The sequence below is a fragment of the Nonomuraea composti genome, assembly GCF_012034275.1.
Lineage (GTDB): Bacteria > Actinomycetota > Actinomycetes > Streptosporangiales > Streptosporangiaceae > Nonomuraea > Nonomuraea composti.
Genome location: NZ_JAATEP010000012.1, coordinates 56,359 through 77,180, shown reverse-complemented (window position 1 = coordinate 77,180; position 20,822 = coordinate 56,359). Strand labels below are relative to the sequence as shown.

Here is a 20,822-nt window from a genome sequence, read left to right as displayed (position 1 = left end):
GTTGGCGACTTGACCTCAAGCGCGGTTGAGGTAGCAGGCTGGCCGCCATGACCGAACTGATGAGAGCGGCGGCGTTCGCCGAGCCGGGCGGCCCCGAAGTGCTGAAGGTGATGGAGCTGCCCGCGCCCCAGGCGGGCCCCGGGCAGGTGCGGGTGCGGGTGCGAGCGGCCGGCGTGCAACCCTTCGACACGGCCGTACGGGCCGGATGGCTGCCGCCGTACCTGGGCGAGGTGGACTTCCCGCGCATCCCCGGCAACGAGTTCGCCGGCGTGGTGGACCAGGTGGGCGCGGACGTGACCGGCATCGCCGTAGGAGCCGAGGTGCTCGGGTTCTCCCGATTGTTCGCCTACGCCGAGTACATCGTGGTGCCCGCGACCGACGTGACGGCCAAGCCCGCGGCGGTGCCGTGGGAGGTGGCCGGCGGGCTGACCTCCGGCGTGCAAACGGCCGAGCTGGCCATCGACGGGATGGGGCTGGCCGAGGGCGAGACGCTGCTCGTGCACGGCGCCGCCGGCTCCGTCGGCACGGCCGCCGTGCAGATCGCCAGGAGGCGCGGCGCCACCGTGATCGGCACCGCTCGCGAAGCGGGCCACGACTACCTGCGCGCCCTCGGCGCCGTCCCCGTCGCCTACGGCGAGGGCCTGGCCGACCGCGTGCGCGCGCTCGCGCCCGGCGGCATCGACGCCGCCCTCGACGGCGCCGGCGGGCACGCCCTGGAGGTCTCGCTGGAGCTGGTACGCGACCGCGCCCGCATCGTCACGCTCGTCGAGCACGGCAAGGCCGCCGAGCTGGGCGTCCGCGTGGTGCAGGGCGAGCGGACGGCCGAACGGCTCGGACGTTACGCCCGGCTGTACGCCGAAGGCGCCTTCGCCTTCCCCGTGCGCAGGACGTACCGGCTGGAGGAGGCCGCGGACGCGCACCGGGAGATCGAGACCGGCCACGGCCAGGGCAAGGTCGTCCTCACCGTCTAGCGAGCTGCTTGATCTTCGCCCGCACCGCCGAGCCGGGGCGGGGTCGTCACCACCTGGCGCGTACGGCCTCCGCCACCCGCACCAGGATCTCGGCCAGCACGCGCTCGCCCTCCGCCACGTCCCACAGGAAGTTCTGCAGGACGCGGCCGAGCGTCCAGCCGGCCGCCCGCCGCGGGTCGAGGCCGAGCGCGTCCACCAGGAAGTCGAAGCGCCGCAGCACCGCGCGCGGCACGTCACCGCTGGCGATCACCTCGTCCCAGCGGTTCCACAACGCGGGGAACAGCTCGAAGCCCGGGTCGCCCGCCAGCGGCTTGGGGTCGATGGCCAGCCACGGCTCGCGCTCGCCCGCCAGCACGTTGTCGTAGTGCAAGTCCCAGTGCAGCAGCCGGTCGCCGGGCTCCGAGACGAGCTCGGCGACCGCCCCCGCGCACCAGCGCAGCCAGTAGCGGTCGCGATCGCCGTACACCCGCGCGGCCGCCTCGTCCACGCGCTCCAGCATGCCCCGGGTGACGTCGCCGAGATGGCGGATCCCCGCCGGGGCCGGATGCGCCGACAGGCGGCGCAGCAGCCCGGCCAGCACCTCCAAGGACTCCATGACGTCCGGCACCACGGACAGCGGCCGCTCCGGGTCGAGCCGCTCCAGCAGCATCGTGCCGGTCTCGGGGTCGGAGTCGAGCAGCAGCACCGAGCCGTCGCCCGCCCACGTGCGCAGGGCCAGGGCCTCGTCCACCGTCTCGCTGGTCACGGGCTGCAGCTTGAGCGCCGCGGGGGTGCCGTCGGCGCGTAACACCGGCAGCACCAGGGCGACGATCCCGTGACTCGGCTCGCCGTCCAGCCGCAACTCCCACTCGTCGAGGTAACGCTCGGCCAGCGCGGGCAGCGCGGCGTTCCAGCCCGGCCCCGCATCCTGTTCGAATCTCAGATGTGACTCGGTCAGCGCCTCGGGCACCTTGATCCTCATGACCCCAGTGTGCCAAGGCGGCAGCTCTAGGGCTTCCCCTAAGCCGAACCCTGACGCACCCCGGCACCCGCCGTGCCTACGCTGACAGCCCGATGGAGGGAGGGGCGGCCATGGCGGCGACGATCGTGTTCATCCACGGGCGGGGGCAGGAGGGCAAGGACCCGAAGGTGCTGCTCGGGCAGTGGAGCGCCGCGCTGGCCGCCGGGCTCGGCCTGCCCGCGCTCACCCTGCCGGCCGTGCTGCCGTACTACGGCAACGTCCTGCACCGGATCGCCGCCCAGGCGGCCAAGGAGGCCGACGTCCTGGACCTGCCCGCCGACGGGGCCGAGGAGATGCCCTTCCACCCGTTCATGCCGGAGGACGTGGGTGCGCTCGAACGCCTCCTGCTCGCCGACCTCGCCGCCCAGGCCGGCGCCCCGATCGAAGCACTCGCCACCGCCGGCCCCGATGCGCCCCTCAGCCCCGATGTGCCCGCAGGCGCTGATCTGCTCGCCACCGCCGCTCCGGCCGGGCGTGCGGGTGTGCCCGTCGAGATGATCGGGCTCTCCGACCTGCTGTCCTGGACGCTGGCCCGGCGCCTGCTCACCTGGATCTCCCGGCACACCAGCGTCGACAAGGAGATCATCAAGGTCTTCCTCCAGGACGTCGCCGTGTACTTCACCCGCGGCCGCCGCCCCGTCCTCGACGAGGTGCGCCGCCTCCTGCCCGCCACCGGCGACCTCGTGCTCGTCACCCACAGCCTGGGGACCGTCGTGTCCAGGGACCTGCTCGTGGAGGACGCCGTCCGCAGGCGGGTGCTGCTCTGGGTGACGGCCGGCTCGCCGCTCGGCCTGCCCACCATCCAGCGCCACCTGCTCGCCCCGGGGACCCGGCATCCGGGGGTGCGGTGGCTGACCACGTACGACGTGAACGACATCGTGGCGCTCGGCCACCCGCTGGAACCCGCGTGGGGCACGCCCCTCAGCCAGGTCGAGGTCGAGAACAGCGACAGCCCGCACGCCATCGACCACTACCTCCGCCACGGCACGGTGGCCGGCCCCATCGGCCACGCCTGCACCTGACCCCCGCCCCTCGCGCTTCGCCCCTCGCGCCTCGCGTTCCGCGCCCTCGTGCCTCGCCGTACTTCGGTGCTGTCCCTTAAGGGGAAAGCGCGCAGCGGGAATGCGTGCGAGGAAGGGAACGCGCGCCGCAAGTGAGGCGAAGGCCGCGCTGGCGCTGCCCCGCCCGCCCACCCGGCGCCGGCAGGGGAAACGCGCGGGGGAAGGGGACGCGCGCGGGAAGGGGGAAGCGCGCGGAGGGAAGGGGCGCGCGCGCAAGTGAGGCGAAGGCCGCGTCGGCCCTGCCCCGCTCGCGCTACCCGGCGTCGGGCAGGGCGGGGTGGGGCCTGGTGGCGGTCAGTAGTGCCAAGGGAAGGGGGACCAGTCGGGCTCGCGCTTCTCCAGGAAGGAGTCGCGCCCCTCGGCGGCCTCCTCCGTCATGTACGCCAGCCGCGTCGCCTCCCCCGCGAACACCTGCTGCCCCACCAGCCCGTCGTCGACGGCGTTGAAGGCGAACTTGAGCATCCGCTGCGCCGTGGGCGACTTGCCGTTGATCTTGCGGGCCCATTCCAGGGCCGTGCGCTCCAGGTCCTCGTGCGGGACGACGGCGTTGACCATGCCCATCCGGTGGGCGTCGGCGGCGGTGTAGGTGTCGCCGAGGAAGAAGATCTCGCGGGCGAACTTCTGCCCGACCTGCCGCGCCAGGTACGCCGAGCCGAAGCCGCCGTCGAAGCTGGCCACGTCGGCGTCGGTCTGCTTGAAGCGAGCGTGCTCGGCGCTGGCGAGGGTGAGGTCGGCGACGACGTGCAGGCTGTGCCCGCCGCCGGCGGCCCAGCCGGGCACCACGCAGATGACGATCTTGGGCATGAAGCGGATGAGCCGCTGCACCTCCAGGATGTGCAGGCGGCCGGTGGAGGGGGTGCCGTCGGCGTACTGGTAGCCGTCTTTGCCGCGGATGCGCTGGTCGCCGCCGGAGCAGAAGGCCCAGCCGCCGTCCTTGGGCGAGGGGCCGTTGCCGGTGAGCAGGACGCAGCCGACGTCGGTGGTCTGCCGGGCGTGGTCGAGCGCGCGGTAGAGCTCGTCGACGGTCTGCGGGCGGAAGGCGTTGCGCACCTCGGGGCGGTTGAAGGCCACGCGCACGGTGCCCTGGTCGACGGCCCGGTGGTAGGTGATGTCGGTGAAGTCGAATCCCTCGACCGGCTGCCACGCCTTGGGATCGAACAGCTCGGAGACCATGGCGGGAAGCCTAACGGATGGTGCCTTCGGCCCATTCGGCCCACTCCTTCTGGCTCTTGGCCAGGCGCAGGCCGTACTCGAGGGCGAGGCGGCCGTACACGGAGAGGTTGTCGGCGCCGCTCTCGACGAACGGGCGGATGCTCTCCATGTGCTCCAGGCTCTTGGCCGCCTCCTCGGCGAGCCCGCGCAGGTAGGTGCGGGCCTGCTCGGGGGAGACCTGGGCGAGGAAGAAGACCCGCAGGAGCATGTCGCTGCGCATCACCCGGGTCGGCGGGACGTCGGTGACCCAGCGGCGCAGCTCGGCCAGGCCCTCCTCGGTGATCGCGTACTCCTTGCGGCCGCGCGGGCCTTCCGCCACGACGTCCACGAGCCCCGCGTCGGCCAGCTTGCCCAGCTCGGAGTAGAGCTGGCTCTGGGTGGCCGGCCAGACGTTGGCGAGCGAGACGTCGAAGGTCTTCATCAGGTCGTATCCGCTCGCGGGCCCCTCGGAGAGCAGGCCCAGCACGGCGTGTCGAAGGCTCATATTCCTATATTGACATATTCCGGCAGGAGGTTCTACCTTCGACATGTCATTTTAGGAATGTCAAAGGAGCTTCACCGATGCGCGGCCTGCTGGGTTTCCTGCCCTGGATCGTCTACGCGTTCATCGCCACCGGCGACGAGTGGCGCTGGGGCGCCATCGCCGGTCTCGTCATCGCAGCCGCGCTCGTGACCATCGACCGCAGGTCGGGCAAGGCGTGGGACGAGATCGTGATCGAGACCAGCGCTGCGGTCTTCTTCGCCTGCCTCACGGTGTTCTCGCTGGTGGTGCCGGACTCGCCGCTCACGCCGTACGGGCCCGCGCTGGTCAACGTCTGGCTGGCCGGCACGGCCTGGGGCTCGCTGGCCATCCGCAAGCCGTTCACGCTCGGCATCGCCCGCACGATGGCGCCGAAGGAGGTCTGGGAGACCCCGCGGTTCTACCGCGTCAACGCGGTCATCACCACGGTGTGGGCGGCGGCCTTCACCGTCGCCGCGGTCTCCCTGACGCTCGTGCTCTCCGTCGCGCCGCACGCGACCACGCTGGTGATCGCCATCAAGGCGCTGTCGTTCGCGCTTCCCGCCGTGTTCACCGCCTGGTACCCGAAGCGCGTGCGGCGGTCTCTCGTGAACGAGGGTTGATCGGGGTGAGTTATGTCACCTCTGCCCGCAGCTCCGCGAGCAGCTCCCCCTGGTCGGCCAGCATGTCGGTGAGGATGCGCCGGGCGGCGCCCAGCAGGTCGGCCAGCTCGGGCGTGGCGAGCGTGTAGACCACCGTGCTGCCCTCGCGGATCGCGCTCACGATCCCCGCTCTGCGCAGGACGGCGAGCTGCTGGGAGAGGCTCGATGCCTCGATGTCGATCTGGGCCAGAAGATCCCTGACGGGTAGCGGCCCTTCCTGGAGTAGCTCCAACACTCGGATGCGAGCGGGGTGGCCGAGGGTTCGGAAGAAGTCGGCCTTGGCCTGGTAGACCTCCACGTGCATATTGTCAGAGTAATCCAGTGCAGTTGCATAATTCTTCAAGTCGCTATGTTGTCGGATAGCATGGACAGCGGGGACTAGGGAGTTGCCATGGGCCGAGGAAGAGCCAAGGCGAAGCAGACGAAGGTCGCTCGCCAGCTGAAGTACGCCAACCACAACATCGACTACGACCGGCTCCGCGAAGAGCTGGGCGTTGACACGCGTCGTGAGGAGATGTACCCGCCCACGGCCGTCGAGCAGGAGGCCGAGCGCGGGCGGTGACGCCGGCCGGCCGGTGAGTCGGCGGTGTCCGTCCAGGCGCCGCCGCAGCACCACTCACCGCGCCATCCACTGCGTCGTTCACTGCATCCTTCAGTGGGCCATCCACGGGCAAAGCCTTCCGAAGGCAGGCATGTCGTCCGTCACTCTGGGCACATCCCCGGTGACGAGGAGATCCTGACATGCGCGTAGGAATCGTGGGTTCCGGAAGGCTGGGCTCGCCGCTCGGCCGACTGCTCGCGGTGGCGGGCCACGACGTGTTCTTCAGCGACGCCGACCCTGCCCGCGCGGCCGCCGCCGCCAGTGCCGCCGCCAGTGCCGCAGATGGTCAGGCACGGGGCGGGGAGCCCGGTCAGGCGGCGCGGTTCGGCGAGGTCGTGGTGCTGGCGGTCGGCTGGGAGGAGTTCCCGGCGGTGGTCGCGGAGCTGGACGGCATGCTCGCGGGCAAGATCGTGGTGGATCCGAGCAACCCGATCGGCGAGCGCGACGGCGCGGCCGTGGTGGTGGCCGTCCCCGGCGGGCTGACCAGCCCTCAGTACCAGCAGCACGTGCTCGGCGACGTCCGCCTCGTGCGCACGTTCAACACGAAGTACCCCAACGAGCTGCTGGAGCTCGGCATCGCGGGCCAGCGCGGCGGGGCGCGGGCCGACATGCCCTACTGGGGAGACGACGACGAGGCCAAGAAGGCCGTGGTGCCGCTCATCGAGGACGCCGGGTTCACCGCCATCGACGGAGGCGGGCTCTCCGAGGCGCTGTGATGAAAAAGGTCAGGCCGCGCAGGAGTCGTGGGTGGCGTCGAAGCCCTTGATCGCCTCGGTGTCATTGGTCCGCAGCGGCTTGAGGCCCTTCCAGTCGTTCCCGACGACGAGGATCAGCCGGTTCGTACGAGCGGCCGGCACCGCCCGCGTGGCGGAGCTCTGGAGATCGTTGGAGAGCGTGGGCACCCGGGTCTCGCCGTTGGGCCCGTAGAAGATCGTGGTCTTCGCCTGGGGTTTGGTGGCCGTGTCGCCGATCTTGGCGATGTGGTAGCCGCGCTGTTCGAGGAAGGCGGCGACCTCGGTGGCCAGGCCGCCGCGCCAGGTGCCGTTGCGCAGCTCGATCTGGATCTTCGAGCGGCCCACCTTGGCCTGGCCGCCCTTGACGCCCTCGACGCTCTGGTCTTTGGCCACGATCTGGAACAGCCGCTTGGCCTGGTCGGGCACCCACTCCACGCGGCCCGGCTGGGTCAGCGAGTAGTGCCACGGCGTGGTGATGAAGCGGATCTTGCTCATGTCGAGGTCCTGGAGGCTGACCGCGAGGTCCTTCATGACGCCGGTCGTCAGGCCCTGGTCGGTGGTGATGGCCTGGGTGGCGGCGTCGAGGGTGCCGAGGAGCTTGGCCGGGTCGGTCAGCGTCTCGCCGCTCATCACCTTCTTCACCATCGAGGCGATGAACATCTGCTGCCGCTGGATGCGCCCGATGTCGGAGCCGTCGCCGAGGCTGTAGCGGGCGCGCACGTAGCCGAGCGCCTGCTCGCCGTTGAGCGTCTGCTTGCCCGCGGGCAGGTGCAGGAGGGCCTTCTTGTCGTTGATCGCCTCGGGCAGGCAGACCTCGACGCCGCCGACCGCGTTCACGATGCCCTTGAAGCCGGTGAAGTCGACCTTCACGAAGTGGTCGATGTGGATGCCGGTCAGCGACTCGATCGTCTTCCAGGTGCAGGCGATGCCGCCGGAGTTGAACGACTCGTTGATCATGCCGACGTGCGCCTGCTGGCCCGGCAGGCCCTTGGTGGCCCGGCAGGCCGGGAGCTGGACGACCGAGTCGCGCGGGAAGCTGATCACCATCGCGTTGTCGCGCTTGGACGACAGGTGCGCCAGCATGATCGTGTCGGTGCGCTCGCCCGCGACCCTGCCGTACTTCGCGTTCTTGCCGTTGCGCTGGTCGGAGCCGACGACCAGGACGTTCATGGCGGTGCCGGCCACCTTGGGCGGCCGGGTGGCGCCGAGGTCCTCGGCCGTGACGTTCTCGTGCTCGATGTTGCCGGTCAGGCGCGCGTACACGCCGACCGCCACGCCGGTCACGAGGAGGACGACGGTCACCGTGACCGCGATCACCCAGCGCAGCCAGCGGCGGCGCCGCCGGGGCGGCGCGCCGGGCTCAGAAGGTGGCGCGTCGACAAGCCCGCTGCTCACGTGACTCCCACAGGACGGGGCCGCGGGCACCGCCCATGGCCAAGAGCCTCGCCGTACAGATCTCGGCCGTTGATCGAGCCTGAGTGTACTCAGTCAGACAGGGAGTTGCGTCCTCAGCGTGCGCTCACCGGCGATCGCCAGGGCCGTTCACTCGGGCAGGTTCACCCGCAGCGACACCGTGCCGCGCAGGTCGAGCCAGGCCGTGCCGGGGCCGCGGACGAGGCGCAGCACGACCTCCTCGCAGCCGGGGCAGCGGGCGACCAGGCCCGGGTCGGGGCCGTAGACGCGCAGTGAGGCGACCGGGCCCGCCAGGCCGCAGCTCACGCAGCGGCCGGTGGCGGAGGTCACGTCCACGGCGAAGATCTCGCTCAGCGGGCCCGCCAGCGCGTTGCCGTCCAGATGCTCGGTCATGTCAACCTCCGGTGGGACCGAAACGTTCGGTTCTGATGCGCTCGGGGGCGTGCCCCAGCGCGAGCAGCAGGTCGGCCGCAGCCTCCACGAACCCGGTCGGCCCGCACACGTAGCAGTCGGGCTCGAACGAGGCCGGCCAGCCGCCCTCGGCCAGGTCGTCCAGCATGATGCGGCGCGCGGGCCGGGAGACGTGCTCCGGCGCCGACCTGGTGTAGAGGTAGGTGATGTCGAGCCCGGGGTCGGGGCGGCGCAGCTCGTCGGCGTAGTAGCGGCGATCGGGGTCGCGCAGCGAGTACAGCAGCCTGAACGGCGCGCGGCTGCCCGCCTGCCGGCGAGCCCTGATCATCGACATCAGCGGCACGATGCCCGACCCGCCGCCCACCAGCAGCACCGGCGCCGTGCTCTCCGGCCGCCACACGAACCAGCCGCCCACCGGCCCGCGCAGCTCCACCTGGTCGCCGACGCGCAGCTCCTCCACCAGGTACGGCGACACCTCGCCGTCGGTCACCGTCTCCACGGTCAGCTCGACCAGGTCACCGTCGGCGGGCGCGGCCATCGAGTAGCTCCGCTGCGCGGTGTAGCCGTCCTCGGCCGTCAGCCGCACGTCCACGTGCTGGCCCGCCAGGTGCCCCGGCCAGCCCGGCACGCGGAAGCGCAGGGTGCGGGCGCTCGCGGTCTCGGCGGCGGCGGCCACCAGCTCGGCCGGCCGCCACGTCAGCCGGCGCACCTAGTCGCCCTCGTAACGCTGCTCGCGCCAGGGGTCGCCGTAGTTGTGGTAGCCGGCGGTCTCCCAGAAGCCGGGCCAGTCCTCGTTCAGCAGCCGGATGCCGCGCACCCACTTGGCCGACTTCCAGAAGTACAGGTGCGGCACGATCAGCCGGGCCGGGCCGCCGTGCTGCGGCGCCAGCTCCTCGCCGTCGAAGCGGTGCACGATCCACGCCTTGCCGTCGAGCAGGTCCTCCAGCGGCAGGTTCGTGGTGTAGCCGCCGTAGGAGTGGACCAGCGCGTACTCGGCGGCGGTCTCGACGTCCTCGAAGAGCACGTCGAGCGAGACGCCCTCCCACGTGGTGTCGAGCTTCGACCACTTGGTGACGCAGTGGATGTCGACCGTGGGCGTCTCGGCGGGCAGCGCCATGAACTCCTCCCACGACCAGCGGTGGGTCTGCTCCGCCTCGGTGTCGATGGCGAACTCCCACCGGTCGAGCGGCACCCGCGGCGTCGGGCCCGCCGACAGCACCGGGAAGTCGTCCACCAGGTACTGGCCGGGCGGCACCCGGCCGCTGTCGTCTCTGCGTTTTCCTCGGAAACCGCGCGAAATGATGCTCATGCACCCCTCCCGAGGCCATTCCACCACGCGCCTGTTTCGCGGCGGTCAACGACCCGCCCGCGGGACGACCAGGCCCGACTCGTAGGCGAAGACCACGAGCTGGGCGCGGTCGCGGGCGCGCAGCTTCGTCATCGCCCTGCTGACGTGCGTCTTCGCGGTCATCGGGCTGATCACCATGTGGGCGGCGATCTCGTCGTTGGACAGGCCGCGGGCCACCAGGGCGGCCACCTCGCGCTCACGGTTGGTCAGCGCGTCCAGCCCCTCGGGGTGCGGCTCGGGGCGGCGGGCCACGTACTCGCCGATGAGGCGGCGGGTGATCGCGGGCGACAGCAGCGCGTCGCCCCTGGCGGCCACCCTGACGCCCTGCAGCAGGTCGGCGGGCTCGGTGTCCTTGACGAGGAAGCCGCCGGCGCCGGCCCGCAGGGCGTCGAAGACGTACTCGTCGAGGCCGTAGTTCGTCAGGATCACCACGTGGACGCCGCGCAGCCGCTCGTCGGCGGCGATGCGGCGGGTGGCCTCGATGCCGTCCATGACGGGCATCTGCACGTCCACCAGGGCCACGTCGGGCAGGTGCTCCAGGGCCAGCGCGACGGCCTGCTCGCCGTTGGCGGCCTCGGCCACCACCTCGATGTCGTCCTCGGCCTCCAGCAGGGCGCGGAAGCCGCCGCGGATGAGCGCCTGGTCGTCCACCAGCAGCACCCGGATCACGTCAGGTCTCCCAGCGGCAGCTCGGCGCGGACGGTGAAGCCGCCCTCGGCACGGGGCTCGGCGAGCAGGCGGCCTCCCAGGGCCGTGACCCGCTCGCGCATGCCCTGCAGGCCCACCCCCGGGACGGGCGGGGCGTCCCTGGTGGCCTTGCCGTCGTCGTCCACCTGCACGACCAGCTCCCGCCCGCCGTAGTCGACGCGGACGGCCGCGGCGGCGGCGCCCGCGTGCCTGGAGACGTTGGTGAGCGCCTCCTGGACGATCCGGTACGCGGCCCGGTCCACCTCTGGCGGCAGCCCCCTGCGCTCGCCCGAGACCGTCACCGTGGCGGGCAGCCCGGCCGCGCGGGCCCGCTCGACCAGGTCGCCGAGCCGGTCCAGCCCGCTGGGCCCGTCCGGCTCGGCCGGCTCATCGGCCTCATCGGGGTCGGGGTCGCGCAGCAGCTCCAGCGTGGTGCGCAACTCCCGCATGGCATCGCCACTGGCCTCCTGGATGGCGAGCAGCGCCGCGGGCACCTCCTCGCCGCGCTTGCGCGCCAGGTGCACCGCCACCCCGGCCTGCACCTTGATGACGGAGATGCTGTGGGTGAGCGAGTCGTGCAGCTCCCTGGCGATGCGCAGCCGCTCCTCGCCGGCCCGGCGGCGGGCGACCTCCTCGCGGGTCCGCTCGGCCTCGGCGGCGCGCTGCTCGGCCTGCTCCACGTACGCCTGCCGGTGCATGCTCACCGTGCCCGTCACCCCGGCGGCCAGGAACCAGCCGAGCAGCAGCGTCGTGTTCTGGACGACCAGCCGCTCCTCGCCAGGCCCGGCGCCCGCGAGGCTGATCGTGAGGCCGGCGCCCAGGAACAGCACTCCGGCCAGCGCCGGGAGCAGCCGGTGCCCGGCCCGCACCGCGCCGTACACCGACACCAGCACCGGGAAGGCGGCGGGCGGGCCCGGCTGGGCGTGCGCCGCGTACACGAGCATGCAGACGGTGCTGATCGCCAGCGCGACCAGGGGCGCCCGGCGCCAGGCCACGAGCGAGGCCGCGGCGATGAGAACCGCGGCCAGGTCGAGGGCGCCCGCGGCGGGGGTCGCGAGCACGGTGAGCGTGAGCAGGGCGGCCACCACGGCGGCGAGTGCGCCGTCCTGGGCGAGGGAGCGCCATCCGCGCGCAGAGCTCATTCCTGCACATTAGAGCGTGTTCCGGGCGCCGGTCGTCGGCGCTGAGTCGGAGGCCGGTACTACTCCCGGCGTAGTACGCCCGCCTTTCCTGCGTCCCGTGTGGTAGCGGCAGGATTCGCCCCCCGCACGACGACCGGCGGCGGGGCCGCGGACGACGATGGCGGCCATGGAGAGAACCTGTTCCAGGAGCCGATCATGACCGCTGTCCCCACCACGGCCGCCCGCCCGGCGGCCTGGACCGTCCAAACCCTCAAAGCCGTCGTCGTCCTGCACGTGGTCGCGCTGTTGTTCCAGGCGGTGACGGCGGGCATGCTGCTGTCCACGCCGGGCGGGCGCGCGCTGCACGGCGCCTCCGCCATGGCCCTGGCCGTCATCGGGCTGCTCCACCTGGTCGCCGCGATCCTGGTCTGGCGGCCGGGCGGCGGGCCGGCGAGGTTCATCGGGCCGGCCGCGGGGCTGCTGCTGTTCACGTTCGTGGCGGCGGCGCTCGGCATCGCGCACGTGAAGGTCGTGCACCTGCCGCTCGGGGTGATGCTGTTCGGCGGCGGCGTGGCCCAGCTCATCCGCGTCATGGCCCGCCCGGGACGCGCATGAGCCCCACCGGACGCGGTCGTGTCACGGCCGGGACGGGCGCGAGCCCCAGCGGTCGTGTCGCTGCCGGTCTGAGCCCGACCCGGCGCGACGTGCTGCGGTTGCTCGGGCTCGGGGCCGTCGCGGTCGCCGGGGCCCAGGGGTGCTCGCTGCTCACGGGCACCCCGCAACCGCAGCTCCTGGCCGGTGCGGCGGCGCTGCCCCGGCCCTACACGGTGCCGCTGCCGATCCCCGAGGTCGCGAAGCCGGTCCGCAGCACCGGCGAGGCCGACTTCTACGAGCTGACCGAGCGGGCCGCCGAGGCCGAGCTGCTGCCCGGCCTGCGCACCCCCATCTGGGGGTACGGCGGCACGTTCCCCGGCCCCACGATCCGGGCGCGCAGCGGGCGGCGCACGGTCGTCAAGCTGATCAACCAGCTCGGCGAGCCGACCGTGCTCCACCTGCACGGCGGCCACACCCCGCCCGAGTCGGACGGCTACCCGACGGACCTGGTGGCACCCGGGGCGTCCCGCGAGTATGTGTTCCCGCTGGAGCAGCGGGCCGCCACCCTCTGGTACCACGACCACCGCATGGACTACACGGGCCCGCAGGTCTGGCGCGGCCTGGCCGGGATGTTCCTGGTCGGGGACGCGGAGGAGGAGGCGCTGCCGCTGCCGCGCGGCGAGCGGGACGTGCCCCTGCTCATCTGCGACCGGTCCTTCGCGGCCGACGGCACCCTGCTGTACCCGGCGCTGGAGGGGAAGCCGGGGGTGCGGGAGGCGTACATGGGGGGCGTGCTCGGGGACGTGATCCTCGTGAACGGGGCGCCGTGGCCCGAGCTGCGGGTGGAGCGGGCGCGCTACCGGCTGCGGCTGTGCAACGCCTCGAACGCGCGGGCGTACGAGCTGTCGACCGGGGGCCCGATGGTGCGGATCGGCAGCGACGGGGGGCTGCTGGCGGCGCCGCGCACGGTGCGGCAGCTCCGGCTGGCGCCGGGGGAGCGGGCCGACGTGGTCGTGGACTTCTCGGCGTACGGGGTGGGGCAGCACGTCGAGCTGCGGAACCTGGCGGGGGAGGGGCCGCAGGCGCGGGTGATGCGGTTCGCGGTGGAGCGGGACGCCAAGGACGACTCCTCGGTGCCGGCCCGGCTGTCCACCGTGGAGGCGCTGGACCCGGCCCGGGCGACGGTGACGCGGGACTTCGAGTTCAGCAGCGGGAGCATGCACGGGGGGACGGGGTGGCTGATCAACGGCCGGCCCTTCGACGCCAAACGCATGGAGGCCAGGCCGAAGCTGGGCGACGTCGAGATCTGGCGGCTGACCAGCGACGTCGCGCATCCGGTGCACCTGCATCTCGACCAGTTCCAGGTGTTGTCGGTCAACGGCGAGCGGCCGAAGGGGCCGCCGGAGTGGAAGGACACCGTGGAGCTGCGTGACGCCCAGACCGTCGAGATCGTCACCCGCTTCACCGACTACCGGGGCCGGTACGTGCTGCACTGCCACAACCTGGAGCACGAGGACATGGCCATGATGGCCGCCTTCGAGGTCGTCTGAAGCTCAGGCGGGCAGGCGGTCCGAGCGGGGCCAGACGTAGTCGAGGTCGTCCGGCTCGTCCCCGAAGATGGGCCGGTAGAAGCCGGGGTCCTTGCGCAGCAGCGCCGAGCGGTGGCTGAGGTGCAGCCGCTCGTCGCCGAGCCACGGCGGCAGCTCCCCGGCCGCGCCCAGCTCGGCCTGCGTCCGGATGCCGGGGGCGCCCCGGAGCCGGGCCAGCTCGGTCGTCATCGTGCCGGCGCAGGTGTCGGCCCGCCCCATGGAGCACCAGTGCCCGCACACCTCCAGGCCGTAGCGGACGAGCGCCTCCTCGTAGCCGGTCCACATCTTGACGGCGGGGTGGTGGCGCCAGCCGTACCCGGGAACGGTGAGGGCGCGCAGGACCTGGAGGGCTTCGACCCGCTGCTTGCCCAGCCGCAGCGGGTCGAGAACCGCCGCAGATGCCGTGAAGTCGGGATATGGCAGGAACGTTTGCATCTGTACCCCCGCTGACGTGCTCCTTCCCGCCGGATCGTATAGACCGCCCGCCGCCTGACGCTCACAATCAGGCCATGGGAGATCCTTATGTCGGCGCACGGACGCCGCGAAGGGAAGACGCCAGGCTGCTGACCGGCAAGGCGAGGTACGTCGGGAACGTGCGCCTGCCCGGCTCGTTGCACGCCTGCGTCGTCCGCAGCCCCATCGCCCACGGCCGGCTGCTCGGCTGCGACGCCAAGGCGGTCTGGGCCGTCGAGGGCGTCACCGATGTCATCACCCCCGCCGACGCCGCCCACCTGCGCCTGCCCTGCGTGAACGTGCTGCCGGGCCAGCGCATCACCTCCTACCCCGTGCTGGACGACACCATCAGGTACGCCGGCCAGCCCCTCGCCCTCGTCGTCGCCCGCACGCCGGAGGCCGCCAGGGACGCCGCCGACCTCCTCGACCTCGACCTCGACGAGCTGCCCGCCACGGTCGGCGCCGAGCGGGCCCTGGACGCGCCGCCGCTCTACCCCGAGCTGGGCAGCAACGTGATCACCGACTTCGCGATGGGCGACGAGGACTGCGGGGCCGCCATCGACGGGGCCGAGCACGTGGTCGAGCTGGTGTGCAGGATGGGCCGGGTCTCGCCGTACCCGCTGGAGCCGCGCGGCGTGGTGGCCGCGTACGCCGACGACGAGCTGACCGTGCACATCTCCTCGCAGGCGCCGCACCACGTGCGCGAGCACCTGGCGGAGGCGTTCGGGCTGCCCCACGACCGGATACGCGTGATCAGCCGCGACATCGGCGGCGGGTTCGGCGCCAAGGAGCACGTCTACCCGGACGAGACGCTGGTCTGCCTGGCCGCGATGCGCGCGGGCCGCCCGGTGAGCTGGACGGAGTCGCCGGGCGACCGGCTGACCGCCACGATGTCGGCGCGGCAGGCCGTGCACCGGGCGCGGCTGGCGCTCGACGGCGACGGCCGGTTCGTGGCCATGGACGTGGACGTGCTCGGCGACCTCGGCGCCCATCCGGGCAACACGGGCGCCTCGACGTTCGCGGTGACGGCCACGCTGCTGCCGGGGCCCTACCGGTTCGGCCGGTTCGCGGTGCGGGTACGGGGGGTGGTGACGACGACCGCGCCGGCCGGCTCGTACCGTGGCTTCGGCCAGCCGGAGGCGACGCTGACGAGGGAGCGGCTGATCGACGAGGCAGCGCGCCGGCTCGGGATCGACCGCGTCGAGCTGCGGCTGCGCAACATGGTGCGGCCGGAGGAGCTGCCGTGCACGACGGCGGTGGGCCAGACGTACGACTCGGGCGACTACCCGCGCGCGCTGCGCACGCTGCGCGACCTGGTCCAGGAGGCCGGGGTGGAGCGGCGCGGGGACGACGGGCGCAGGCGCGGCGTCGGGTACTCCTGCCACGTCGAGACCACCGGCCTCGGCCCCTCCATGGATCTCAAGGCCATGGGGGCGGCGGCGGGCGGCTACGAGTCCGTGGTGCTGCGGATGGAGCAGGACGGCAGCGTCGTGGTGTCGGCGGGCGTGGTCTCGATCGGGCAGGGCATCGAGACGGCGCTGGCCCAGCTCGCGGCCGACCGGATCGGGGTGCCGATCGAGCGGGTGCGGGTGCTGCTGGGCGACACGGCGACGACGCCGTACTCGTCGATCGGCTCGATCGCCAGCCGCTCGCTGCCGGTCGGCGGTGGGGCGCTCACCAAGGCCGCGCTGAAGCTGCGGGACAAGCTGCTGGCCATCGCCGCCCACCGCCTGGAGGCCGCCGCCGCGGACCTGGAGGTGGCGGGCGACGCGGTGCGGGTGAAGGGCGACCCGGCGGTGTCGGTGCCGCTGCGCGAGCTGGCCACGTCGGCGTGGCGCGGCTGGGACCTGCCCGACGGGGTCGCGCCCGGCCTGGAGGAACGCGACAGCTACGACCCCTCCGGCTACACCTTCGCGTACGGCGCGCACGCGGCGGCCGTGGCCGTCGATCCGGAGACGGGCGCGGTCGAGGTGGAGGGCTACTGGGTGGTCAACGACGCCGGCGTGCTGGTGAACCCGGCCGTGGTCGAGGGCCAGATCATGGGCGGCGTGGCGCAGGGCATCGGCGAGGCGCTGACCGAGGAGATCGTCTTCACCGACGACGGCCAGCCGATCACCGACTACCTGCCGCCGACCACCCGCGAGGTGCCGGACATCCGGGTCGTGATGCTGGAGACGCCTTCCCCGGTCACGCCGGGCGGCATGAAGGGCGTCGGCGAGGCGGGCACGATCGGGCCGCCCGCCGCGATCGCCAACGCGGTCGCCGCCGCCCTGCCGGAGATCGCGGACCGGGTCACCGACGTGCCGCTCACCCCCGGCCGCGTGTGGTCGCTGCTGCAGGCGTAGCGGCCCCCGACCTGGGCACGAGGAGCCTGAACGGGGGATCGGGGGACCATCGTGGCGCGACATCGGGAGCTGCTCCGGCGGCCGGGCAGCGGTGGTGGCGTCACCGGGCCCAAGGGGCGGAGCGCTCCGCTGACGGACGACGAGGTCGCGGCGGCGCTGCGGGCGCTGCCGCGCTGGAGCGGCGACCGGTCGGGGCTGCGCAGGGCGCTCTCGCTGCCGCAGGAGAACCTGCTCGCGATCCGCCGGGCCCTCGACCAGCTCAAGATCACCTACGGCCGCCAGCCGCAGCTCCACGACACCCCCGACGGGCTGACCCTGCTGGTGCGGACGGTGGCGGTGAGCGCGGTGACGTCCCTGGACCTGGAGCTGGCCAGGCGGGTGGACGAGCTCATCGACGAGATCGGCCGCTCCTGATCCTTTATCCCGGTTTCGGGCAGGCGCCTAAAGAATTCTGTGATATTTCACGGAAAATTCGACCCGATCAGCGCCTCCGTACGTACACGTTTCGACACCGTTGTACGTCAACCCATAGGCAGGTCCTCTTGTTGAGTGACAGGCGCATTCGCTGCCCCTCGGTACCGGAGACAGATGCCATGACCAGGCTGCGATCGACTCGCAGGAGCCGGAAGCAGTACGCGTGGCCGTTGCGCGAGGACGCGCGGACGGTCGGTCAAGCACGTGCCCTCATACGCATGGAATTGTCGGAACTCTCCCTTTCCTCCGATCTCGTTGACGACGCCGTTCTCATGGTGAGCGAATTGATCACCAATGCCTTCATGTACGGCGACGCCCCGTACGAACTCATCCTCCATGTGGACGAGAAGGACATCATGTTCGTCGTCGTGGACGGCAGCCCCGTCCTGCCCGCCCAGGCCCCCCACGACCTGGGCGCCGAGCACGGGCGCGGGCTGCGCATCGTGGCCCGGCTGTCCGACGGCTTCTACGGCTGCCACCCCCAGCGCTACGTGACGCAGCCGGACCTGGTCGGCAAGGCCACCTGGTTCGCGCTCCCGCGCGCGGGCGCCGCACCCAATGTGGTGCCGATCCGTGCGGGTTTCTGACTTTTGTCGCCGCCGTCCTCTACGCTCCCCAGCAATCGATCAAGGCCCGATTCTGGAGAAACGCGGACATGACCTATTTGGAGCTGTCTGAGGACGGCGGCGGATCGCACAAGTTCTACGAGGTGATCGTGGCCGGCACCGACGTCACGATCACGTACGGGCGGATCGGCGAGACGGGTCAGACCAAGGTCACCTCGTTCCCCACCGAGGCCAAGGCCCAGGCGGCGGCGGCCAAGAAGCTCGCGGAGAAGACCCGCAAGGGCTACGCGCCCGCCGTGCGCGGGGTGCGCCAGCGCCGCGCCGTCACCCGCAGGGCCATCACCAGCACCCGCTCCACCGCCCAGCAGGCGCCGGTGCTGTGGCGCTTCGACAGCGGCGCCTCCGCGTTCGGCATCTTCGTGGACGGCGAGCGCTGCTGGGTCGGCAACCAGCGCGGCGACGTCTACACCGTCACCCACTCCGGCACCGTGACCGGCCGCTTCCGGCTGCCCGACGGCGTGAAGTGCATCGTGGCCGACGACTTCTGGATCTACGCCGGCTGCGACGACGGCCGCGTCTACGACCTCAGCGGCAAGGTGCCCAGGTCCGCCTACGAGATCGCGGCCGACGTGGACATCTACTGGCTCGACATCCACGACGGCGTCCTCGGCGTCTCCGACCGCGCCGGCCGGGTCACCGCCATCGACTACGAGGACGAGTTCCAGTGGGCCCGCACCAGCGGCGGCGACTCGGCCTGGATGGTCAGGTGCGACGCCGACTCGGTCTACTTCGGCCACTCGCGCGGCGTCGCCCGCTACGACATCTCCGACGGCACCCCGGTCTGGGAGACCGGCGTCGCCGACCAGGTGCTGTTCGGCTGGCAGGAGGAGCACTCGGTGTACGCCGGCACTGGCCGCCGCACCGTGCACCGCCTGGCCAAGGGCGACGGCCGGGTGGAGGCCGTCTACCAGTGCGACGGCGCCGTCTACTCCTGCGCCACCTCGCCGGGCGGCCGGCACGTGTTCGCCGGCGACAACCACTCCTCCGTCTACTGCTTCGACGCCTCGGGCGAGCGGCTGTGGAAGCTCGCCACCGGCTGCGGCTCCGCCTTCTCCATGCAGTACCTGGACGACCGGCTCTACATCGTCACCACCGACGGCACCCTGGCCTGCATCGACGCCAGCGAGGCGGCCATCGCGGCGGCCCGCACGGGCAGCGTGCCGCAGCCGGTGGACGTCAAGGCGGCGGCGTCGCTGGAGGCGGTCGAGCCGTCGGCCGTGCTGGAGACGGTCACGGCCACGGCCGGTGACGCGGGCGACGGCGTCGTGGTGGAGTGCGTCAGGGAGGGCGAGCGGCTGCGCGTGCGGGTGATCAGCCCCGGCTACGAGTCATGGAATGTGCAGTTCCCCAAGGACATCCGCGAGCCGGGCGCCCGCTACCTGGTGGACGGGGTGCGCTCGGCCGGGCGCGGCGGCTTCTACCGCGCCTACGGGGAGATCCGGCGCCTGCTCTGAGCGGGCCTTGCGCATGGTGATGGACGGCGAGGAGGTCGCGTACGGCGACCTCGGCGTGTCGGACGAGAAGCGCGCCGCGCGTGATCAGCGCCGGGTTCTCCAGCGGCGCCGACTTCGCGCACCGGCACGACGGGGCGGGATCAGCCGCGATGCGCTGCCGGCCGGGCACCCGTGACGGCCGCCAGCACCAGCAGGCCCGCCACGACGCCGGTGACCGCGCTGGCCCGGTAGACGTCGTTCAGGGCGGCGTAGCCCCCGCCGTCGCGGTAGAGCAGGCCGAGCAGGGCGATGCCGAGCGCGTACCCGAGCTGCCTGACCGTGTTGACCGTGCCCGCGGCCATGCCCGCCCGCTGCGGCGGCGCGTACGTCATGGCGGCCGAGCTGAGCGACGGGACGGCCAGGCCGACGCCGAGGCCGGTGACGACCAGGCCGGGCGCCAGCACGGCCCAGCCCGAGCCGGCGCCGAGCATGCCCTGGAGCAGCGCGCCCGCGCCGATCAGCAGCAGCCCGCCGCCGACCGCGAAGCGCGGCGGCAGGCCGGGGAACAGCCGCGAGACGGCCACGGAGGACACCAGCGACGTGACGGCCATCGGCGACAGCGCCACCCCGGCCATCACCGGCCCGAGCCGCAGGTCCTGCTGGAGCCAGATCGAGGTGAAGGCCAGGCAGGCGAACGCGGCCGGCATGAGCAGCCCGGCCCCCGCCATGATCCCGCTGAACGACCGCCCGGCGAACAACCGCAGGTCCAGCATGGGGTTCGCGCTGCGCGACTCGGCCACGAGGAAGGTCACGAACGCCGCCGCGGCCACGGCCAGCGGCACCAGCGTGCGCGCCGCCGCCCAGCCGTGCTCGCCCGCCTCGATGAGCCCGTACGTGAGAGCCCCCGCCGCCAGCGTGAACGTGGCCATTCCCGCCCAGTCGAGCCGGGCCCCGCCGGGCAGGCGCGACTCCTCGACGCCGCGCAGCGTCAGCCAGGCGGCGACCAGGCTGATCGGCAGGTTCACCAGGAAGATGGCCCGCCAGTGCAGGTGCTCGGTGAGCAGGCCGCCGAGTACGGGCGCGACGGCCGCGGCGGCCCCGTTCACGCCGCCCCACACGCCGAACGCGATGCCGCGCTGCCTGCCGTGGTAGGTGGCGCTGATGAGGGCGAGGGTGGTGGCCATCATGGCGGCGGCGGCGACGCCCTGCGCGACGCGGGCGGCCAGCAGCAGCCCGCCGCTCGGCGCGAGCCCGCAGGCGAGGGAGGCCAGCGCGAACACCGCCAGCGCCCCCAGGTAGACCTTGCGCCGCCCGGTGTGGTCGGCGTACGAGCCGGCGGCCAGCAGCAGCGCGGCGAGAGCGAGCGCGTAGCCGTCCAGCAGCCACTGCGCGTCGGTGAAGGACATGCCCAGGTCGGCCGTGATGCCGGGCAGCGCGACCATGACGATGGTCACGTCCACGAGCAGCATGAAGGCGCCCAGGCAGGCGGCGACGAGGGGGGACCAGGAGACCGCGGTCCGCTCCGGTGCTTGTGTGGTGGTCATGGCGACCAAGGTGCAGCCCTGGTGGGGGTAAACGCCACCAGGGG

23 protein-coding genes are annotated in these 20,822 nt (G+C 72.6%); 11 read left to right on the top strand and 12 right to left on the bottom strand.

Features of this window, described 5'->3' with window-relative positions; genetic code table 11:
* Positions 1–59 precede the first annotated feature (59 nt).
* Positions 60–971 (top strand): NADP-dependent oxidoreductase, encoded by a 912-nt coding sequence (locus tag HCN51_RS18740; RefSeq protein WP_168010960.1) that lies wholly within the window; start codon positions 60–62, stop codon positions 969–971.
* 46 nt (positions 972–1,017) lie between these two features.
* Here HCN51_RS18740 and HCN51_RS18735 read toward each other — a convergent pair whose 3' ends face one another.
* A complete protein-coding gene (locus HCN51_RS18735; RefSeq protein ID WP_168010847.1) occupies positions 1,018–1,932 on the bottom strand; it encodes an aminoglycoside phosphotransferase family protein in 915 nt (304 codons plus the stop codon).
* 110 nt (positions 1,933–2,042) lie between these two features.
* On the opposite strand from HCN51_RS18735, the gene HCN51_RS18730 reads away from it, so the two are divergent.
* Positions 2,043–2,993, top strand: a complete 951-nt coding sequence (locus HCN51_RS18730; RefSeq protein WP_168010846.1) for a lipase family protein — start codon at positions 2,043–2,045, stop codon at positions 2,991–2,993.
* A gap of 333 nt (positions 2,994–3,326) precedes the next feature.
* Here HCN51_RS18730 and HCN51_RS18725 read toward each other — a convergent pair whose 3' ends face one another.
* Both HCN51_RS18725 and HCN51_RS18720 read right to left on the bottom strand, forming a co-directional pair.
* The gene (locus tag HCN51_RS18725) at positions 3,327–4,205 is read right to left on the bottom strand and encodes a 1,4-dihydroxy-2-naphthoyl-CoA synthase (RefSeq protein WP_168010845.1); all 879 of its coding nucleotides are present in this window, start codon (positions 4,203–4,205) and stop codon (positions 3,327–3,329) included.
* A gap of 10 nt (positions 4,206–4,215) precedes the next feature.
* Positions 4,216–4,728 carry a PadR family transcriptional regulator gene (locus HCN51_RS18720; RefSeq protein ID WP_080044267.1) on the bottom strand — a complete coding sequence of 171 codons (513 nt, stop codon included), beginning with the start codon at positions 4,726–4,728 and terminating at the stop codon, positions 4,216–4,218.
* A 77-nt stretch (positions 4,729–4,805) separates the two neighbouring features.
* Between HCN51_RS18720 and HCN51_RS18715 the strand changes: the two genes are divergently transcribed.
* On the top strand, positions 4,806–5,366 hold the full coding sequence (locus HCN51_RS18715) for a hypothetical protein (protein WP_080044268.1): 561 nt from the start codon (positions 4,806–4,808) through the stop codon (positions 5,364–5,366).
* Between the two features lie 10 nt (positions 5,367–5,376).
* Here the strand turns inward: HCN51_RS18715 and HCN51_RS18710 are convergent, their stop codons facing one another.
* Positions 5,377–5,709 (bottom strand): ArsR/SmtB family transcription factor, encoded by a 333-nt coding sequence (locus HCN51_RS18710; RefSeq protein ID WP_043615149.1) that lies wholly within the window; start codon positions 5,707–5,709, stop codon positions 5,377–5,379.
* Between the two features lie 87 nt (positions 5,710–5,796).
* Here HCN51_RS18710 and HCN51_RS18705 point away from each other — a divergent pair, with 87 nt between their 5' ends.
* Positions 5,797–5,967: a DUF3073 domain-containing protein gene (locus HCN51_RS18705; protein WP_080044269.1), complete on the top strand. Its 171-nt coding sequence runs from the start codon at positions 5,797–5,799 to the stop codon at positions 5,965–5,967.
* A 179-nt stretch (positions 5,968–6,146) separates the two neighbouring features.
* Positions 6,147–6,722: an NADPH-dependent F420 reductase gene (locus tag HCN51_RS18700; protein WP_080044270.1), complete on the top strand. Its 576-nt coding sequence runs from the start codon at positions 6,147–6,149 to the stop codon at positions 6,720–6,722.
* Between the two features lie 9 nt (positions 6,723–6,731).
* Here the strand turns inward: HCN51_RS18700 and HCN51_RS18695 are convergent, their stop codons facing one another.
* From HCN51_RS18695 to HCN51_RS18670, 6 genes are all read right to left on the bottom strand, one after another.
* Positions 6,732–8,135 (bottom strand): LCP family glycopolymer transferase, encoded by a 1,404-nt coding sequence (locus HCN51_RS18695; RefSeq protein WP_168010844.1) that lies wholly within the window; start codon positions 8,133–8,135, stop codon positions 6,732–6,734.
* Between the two features lie 147 nt (positions 8,136–8,282).
* A complete protein-coding gene (locus tag HCN51_RS18690; RefSeq protein WP_080044272.1) occupies positions 8,283–8,546 on the bottom strand; it encodes a DUF6510 family protein in 264 nt (87 codons plus the stop codon).
* A 1-nt stretch (position 8,547) separates the two neighbouring features.
* The gene (locus HCN51_RS18685; RefSeq protein WP_346433705.1) at positions 8,548–9,273 is read right to left on the bottom strand and encodes a ferredoxin reductase; all 726 of its coding nucleotides are present in this window, start codon (positions 9,271–9,273) and stop codon (positions 8,548–8,550) included.
* Positions 9,274–9,873 (bottom strand): sulfite oxidase-like oxidoreductase, encoded by a 600-nt coding sequence (locus HCN51_RS18680; RefSeq protein ID WP_080044274.1) that lies wholly within the window; start codon positions 9,871–9,873, stop codon positions 9,274–9,276.
* A gap of 45 nt (positions 9,874–9,918) precedes the next feature.
* Positions 9,919–10,581: a response regulator gene (locus HCN51_RS18675; RefSeq protein ID WP_168010843.1), complete on the bottom strand. Its 663-nt coding sequence runs from the start codon at positions 10,579–10,581 to the stop codon at positions 9,919–9,921.
* Complete coding sequence (locus HCN51_RS18670) at positions 10,578–11,741, bottom strand: sensor histidine kinase (protein WP_168010842.1); 1,164 nt, start codon at positions 11,739–11,741, stop codon at positions 10,578–10,580. Before HCN51_RS18670 ends, HCN51_RS18675 begins: the two co-directional genes overlap by 4 nt.
* A 195-nt stretch (positions 11,742–11,936) precedes the next feature.
* On the opposite strand from HCN51_RS18670, the gene HCN51_RS18665 reads away from it, so the two are divergent.
* Both HCN51_RS18665 and HCN51_RS18660 read left to right on the top strand, forming a co-directional pair.
* Positions 11,937–12,335 carry a hypothetical protein gene (locus tag HCN51_RS18665; RefSeq protein WP_206067184.1) on the top strand — a complete coding sequence of 133 codons (399 nt, stop codon included), beginning with the start codon at positions 11,937–11,939 and terminating at the stop codon, positions 12,333–12,335.
* An 89-nt stretch (positions 12,336–12,424) separates the two neighbouring features.
* Complete coding sequence (locus HCN51_RS18660) at positions 12,425–13,864, top strand: multicopper oxidase family protein (protein ID WP_346433704.1); 1,440 nt, start codon at positions 12,425–12,427, stop codon at positions 13,862–13,864.
* Positions 13,865–13,867: 3 nt separating this feature from the next.
* Here the strand turns inward: HCN51_RS18660 and HCN51_RS18655 are convergent, their stop codons facing one another.
* Positions 13,868–14,338: an MSMEG_6728 family protein gene (locus HCN51_RS18655; RefSeq protein ID WP_168010840.1), complete on the bottom strand. Its 471-nt coding sequence runs from the start codon at positions 14,336–14,338 to the stop codon at positions 13,868–13,870.
* 74 nt (positions 14,339–14,412) lie between these two features.
* Here HCN51_RS18655 and HCN51_RS18650 point away from each other — a divergent pair, with 74 nt between their 5' ends.
* The 4 genes from HCN51_RS18650 to HCN51_RS18635 all read left to right on the top strand — a co-directional run bounded on the left by HCN51_RS18650 (position 14,413) and on the right by HCN51_RS18635 (position 19,255).
* Positions 14,413–16,701, top strand: a complete 2,289-nt coding sequence (locus HCN51_RS18650; protein WP_168010839.1) for a xanthine dehydrogenase family protein molybdopterin-binding subunit — start codon at positions 14,413–14,415, stop codon at positions 16,699–16,701.
* Between the two features lie 51 nt (positions 16,702–16,752).
* On the top strand, positions 16,753–17,115 hold the full coding sequence (locus tag HCN51_RS18645) for a 4a-hydroxytetrahydrobiopterin dehydratase (protein WP_168010838.1): 363 nt from the start codon (positions 16,753–16,755) through the stop codon (positions 17,113–17,115).
* Positions 17,116–17,294: 179 nt separating this feature from the next.
* Positions 17,295–17,762, top strand: a complete 468-nt coding sequence (locus tag HCN51_RS18640; protein ID WP_277350031.1) for an ATP-binding protein — start codon at positions 17,295–17,297, stop codon at positions 17,760–17,762.
* 68 nt (positions 17,763–17,830) lie between these two features.
* Positions 17,831–19,255 (top strand): WGR domain-containing protein, encoded by a 1,425-nt coding sequence (locus HCN51_RS18635; RefSeq protein WP_168010836.1) that lies wholly within the window; start codon positions 17,831–17,833, stop codon positions 19,253–19,255.
* A 140-nt stretch (positions 19,256–19,395) separates the two neighbouring features.
* Here HCN51_RS18635 and HCN51_RS18630 read toward each other — a convergent pair whose 3' ends face one another.
* The gene (locus HCN51_RS18630) at positions 19,396–20,778 is read right to left on the bottom strand and encodes a DHA2 family efflux MFS transporter permease subunit (protein ID WP_168010835.1); all 1,383 of its coding nucleotides are present in this window, start codon (positions 20,776–20,778) and stop codon (positions 19,396–19,398) included.
* Positions 20,779–20,822 lie beyond the last annotated feature (44 nt).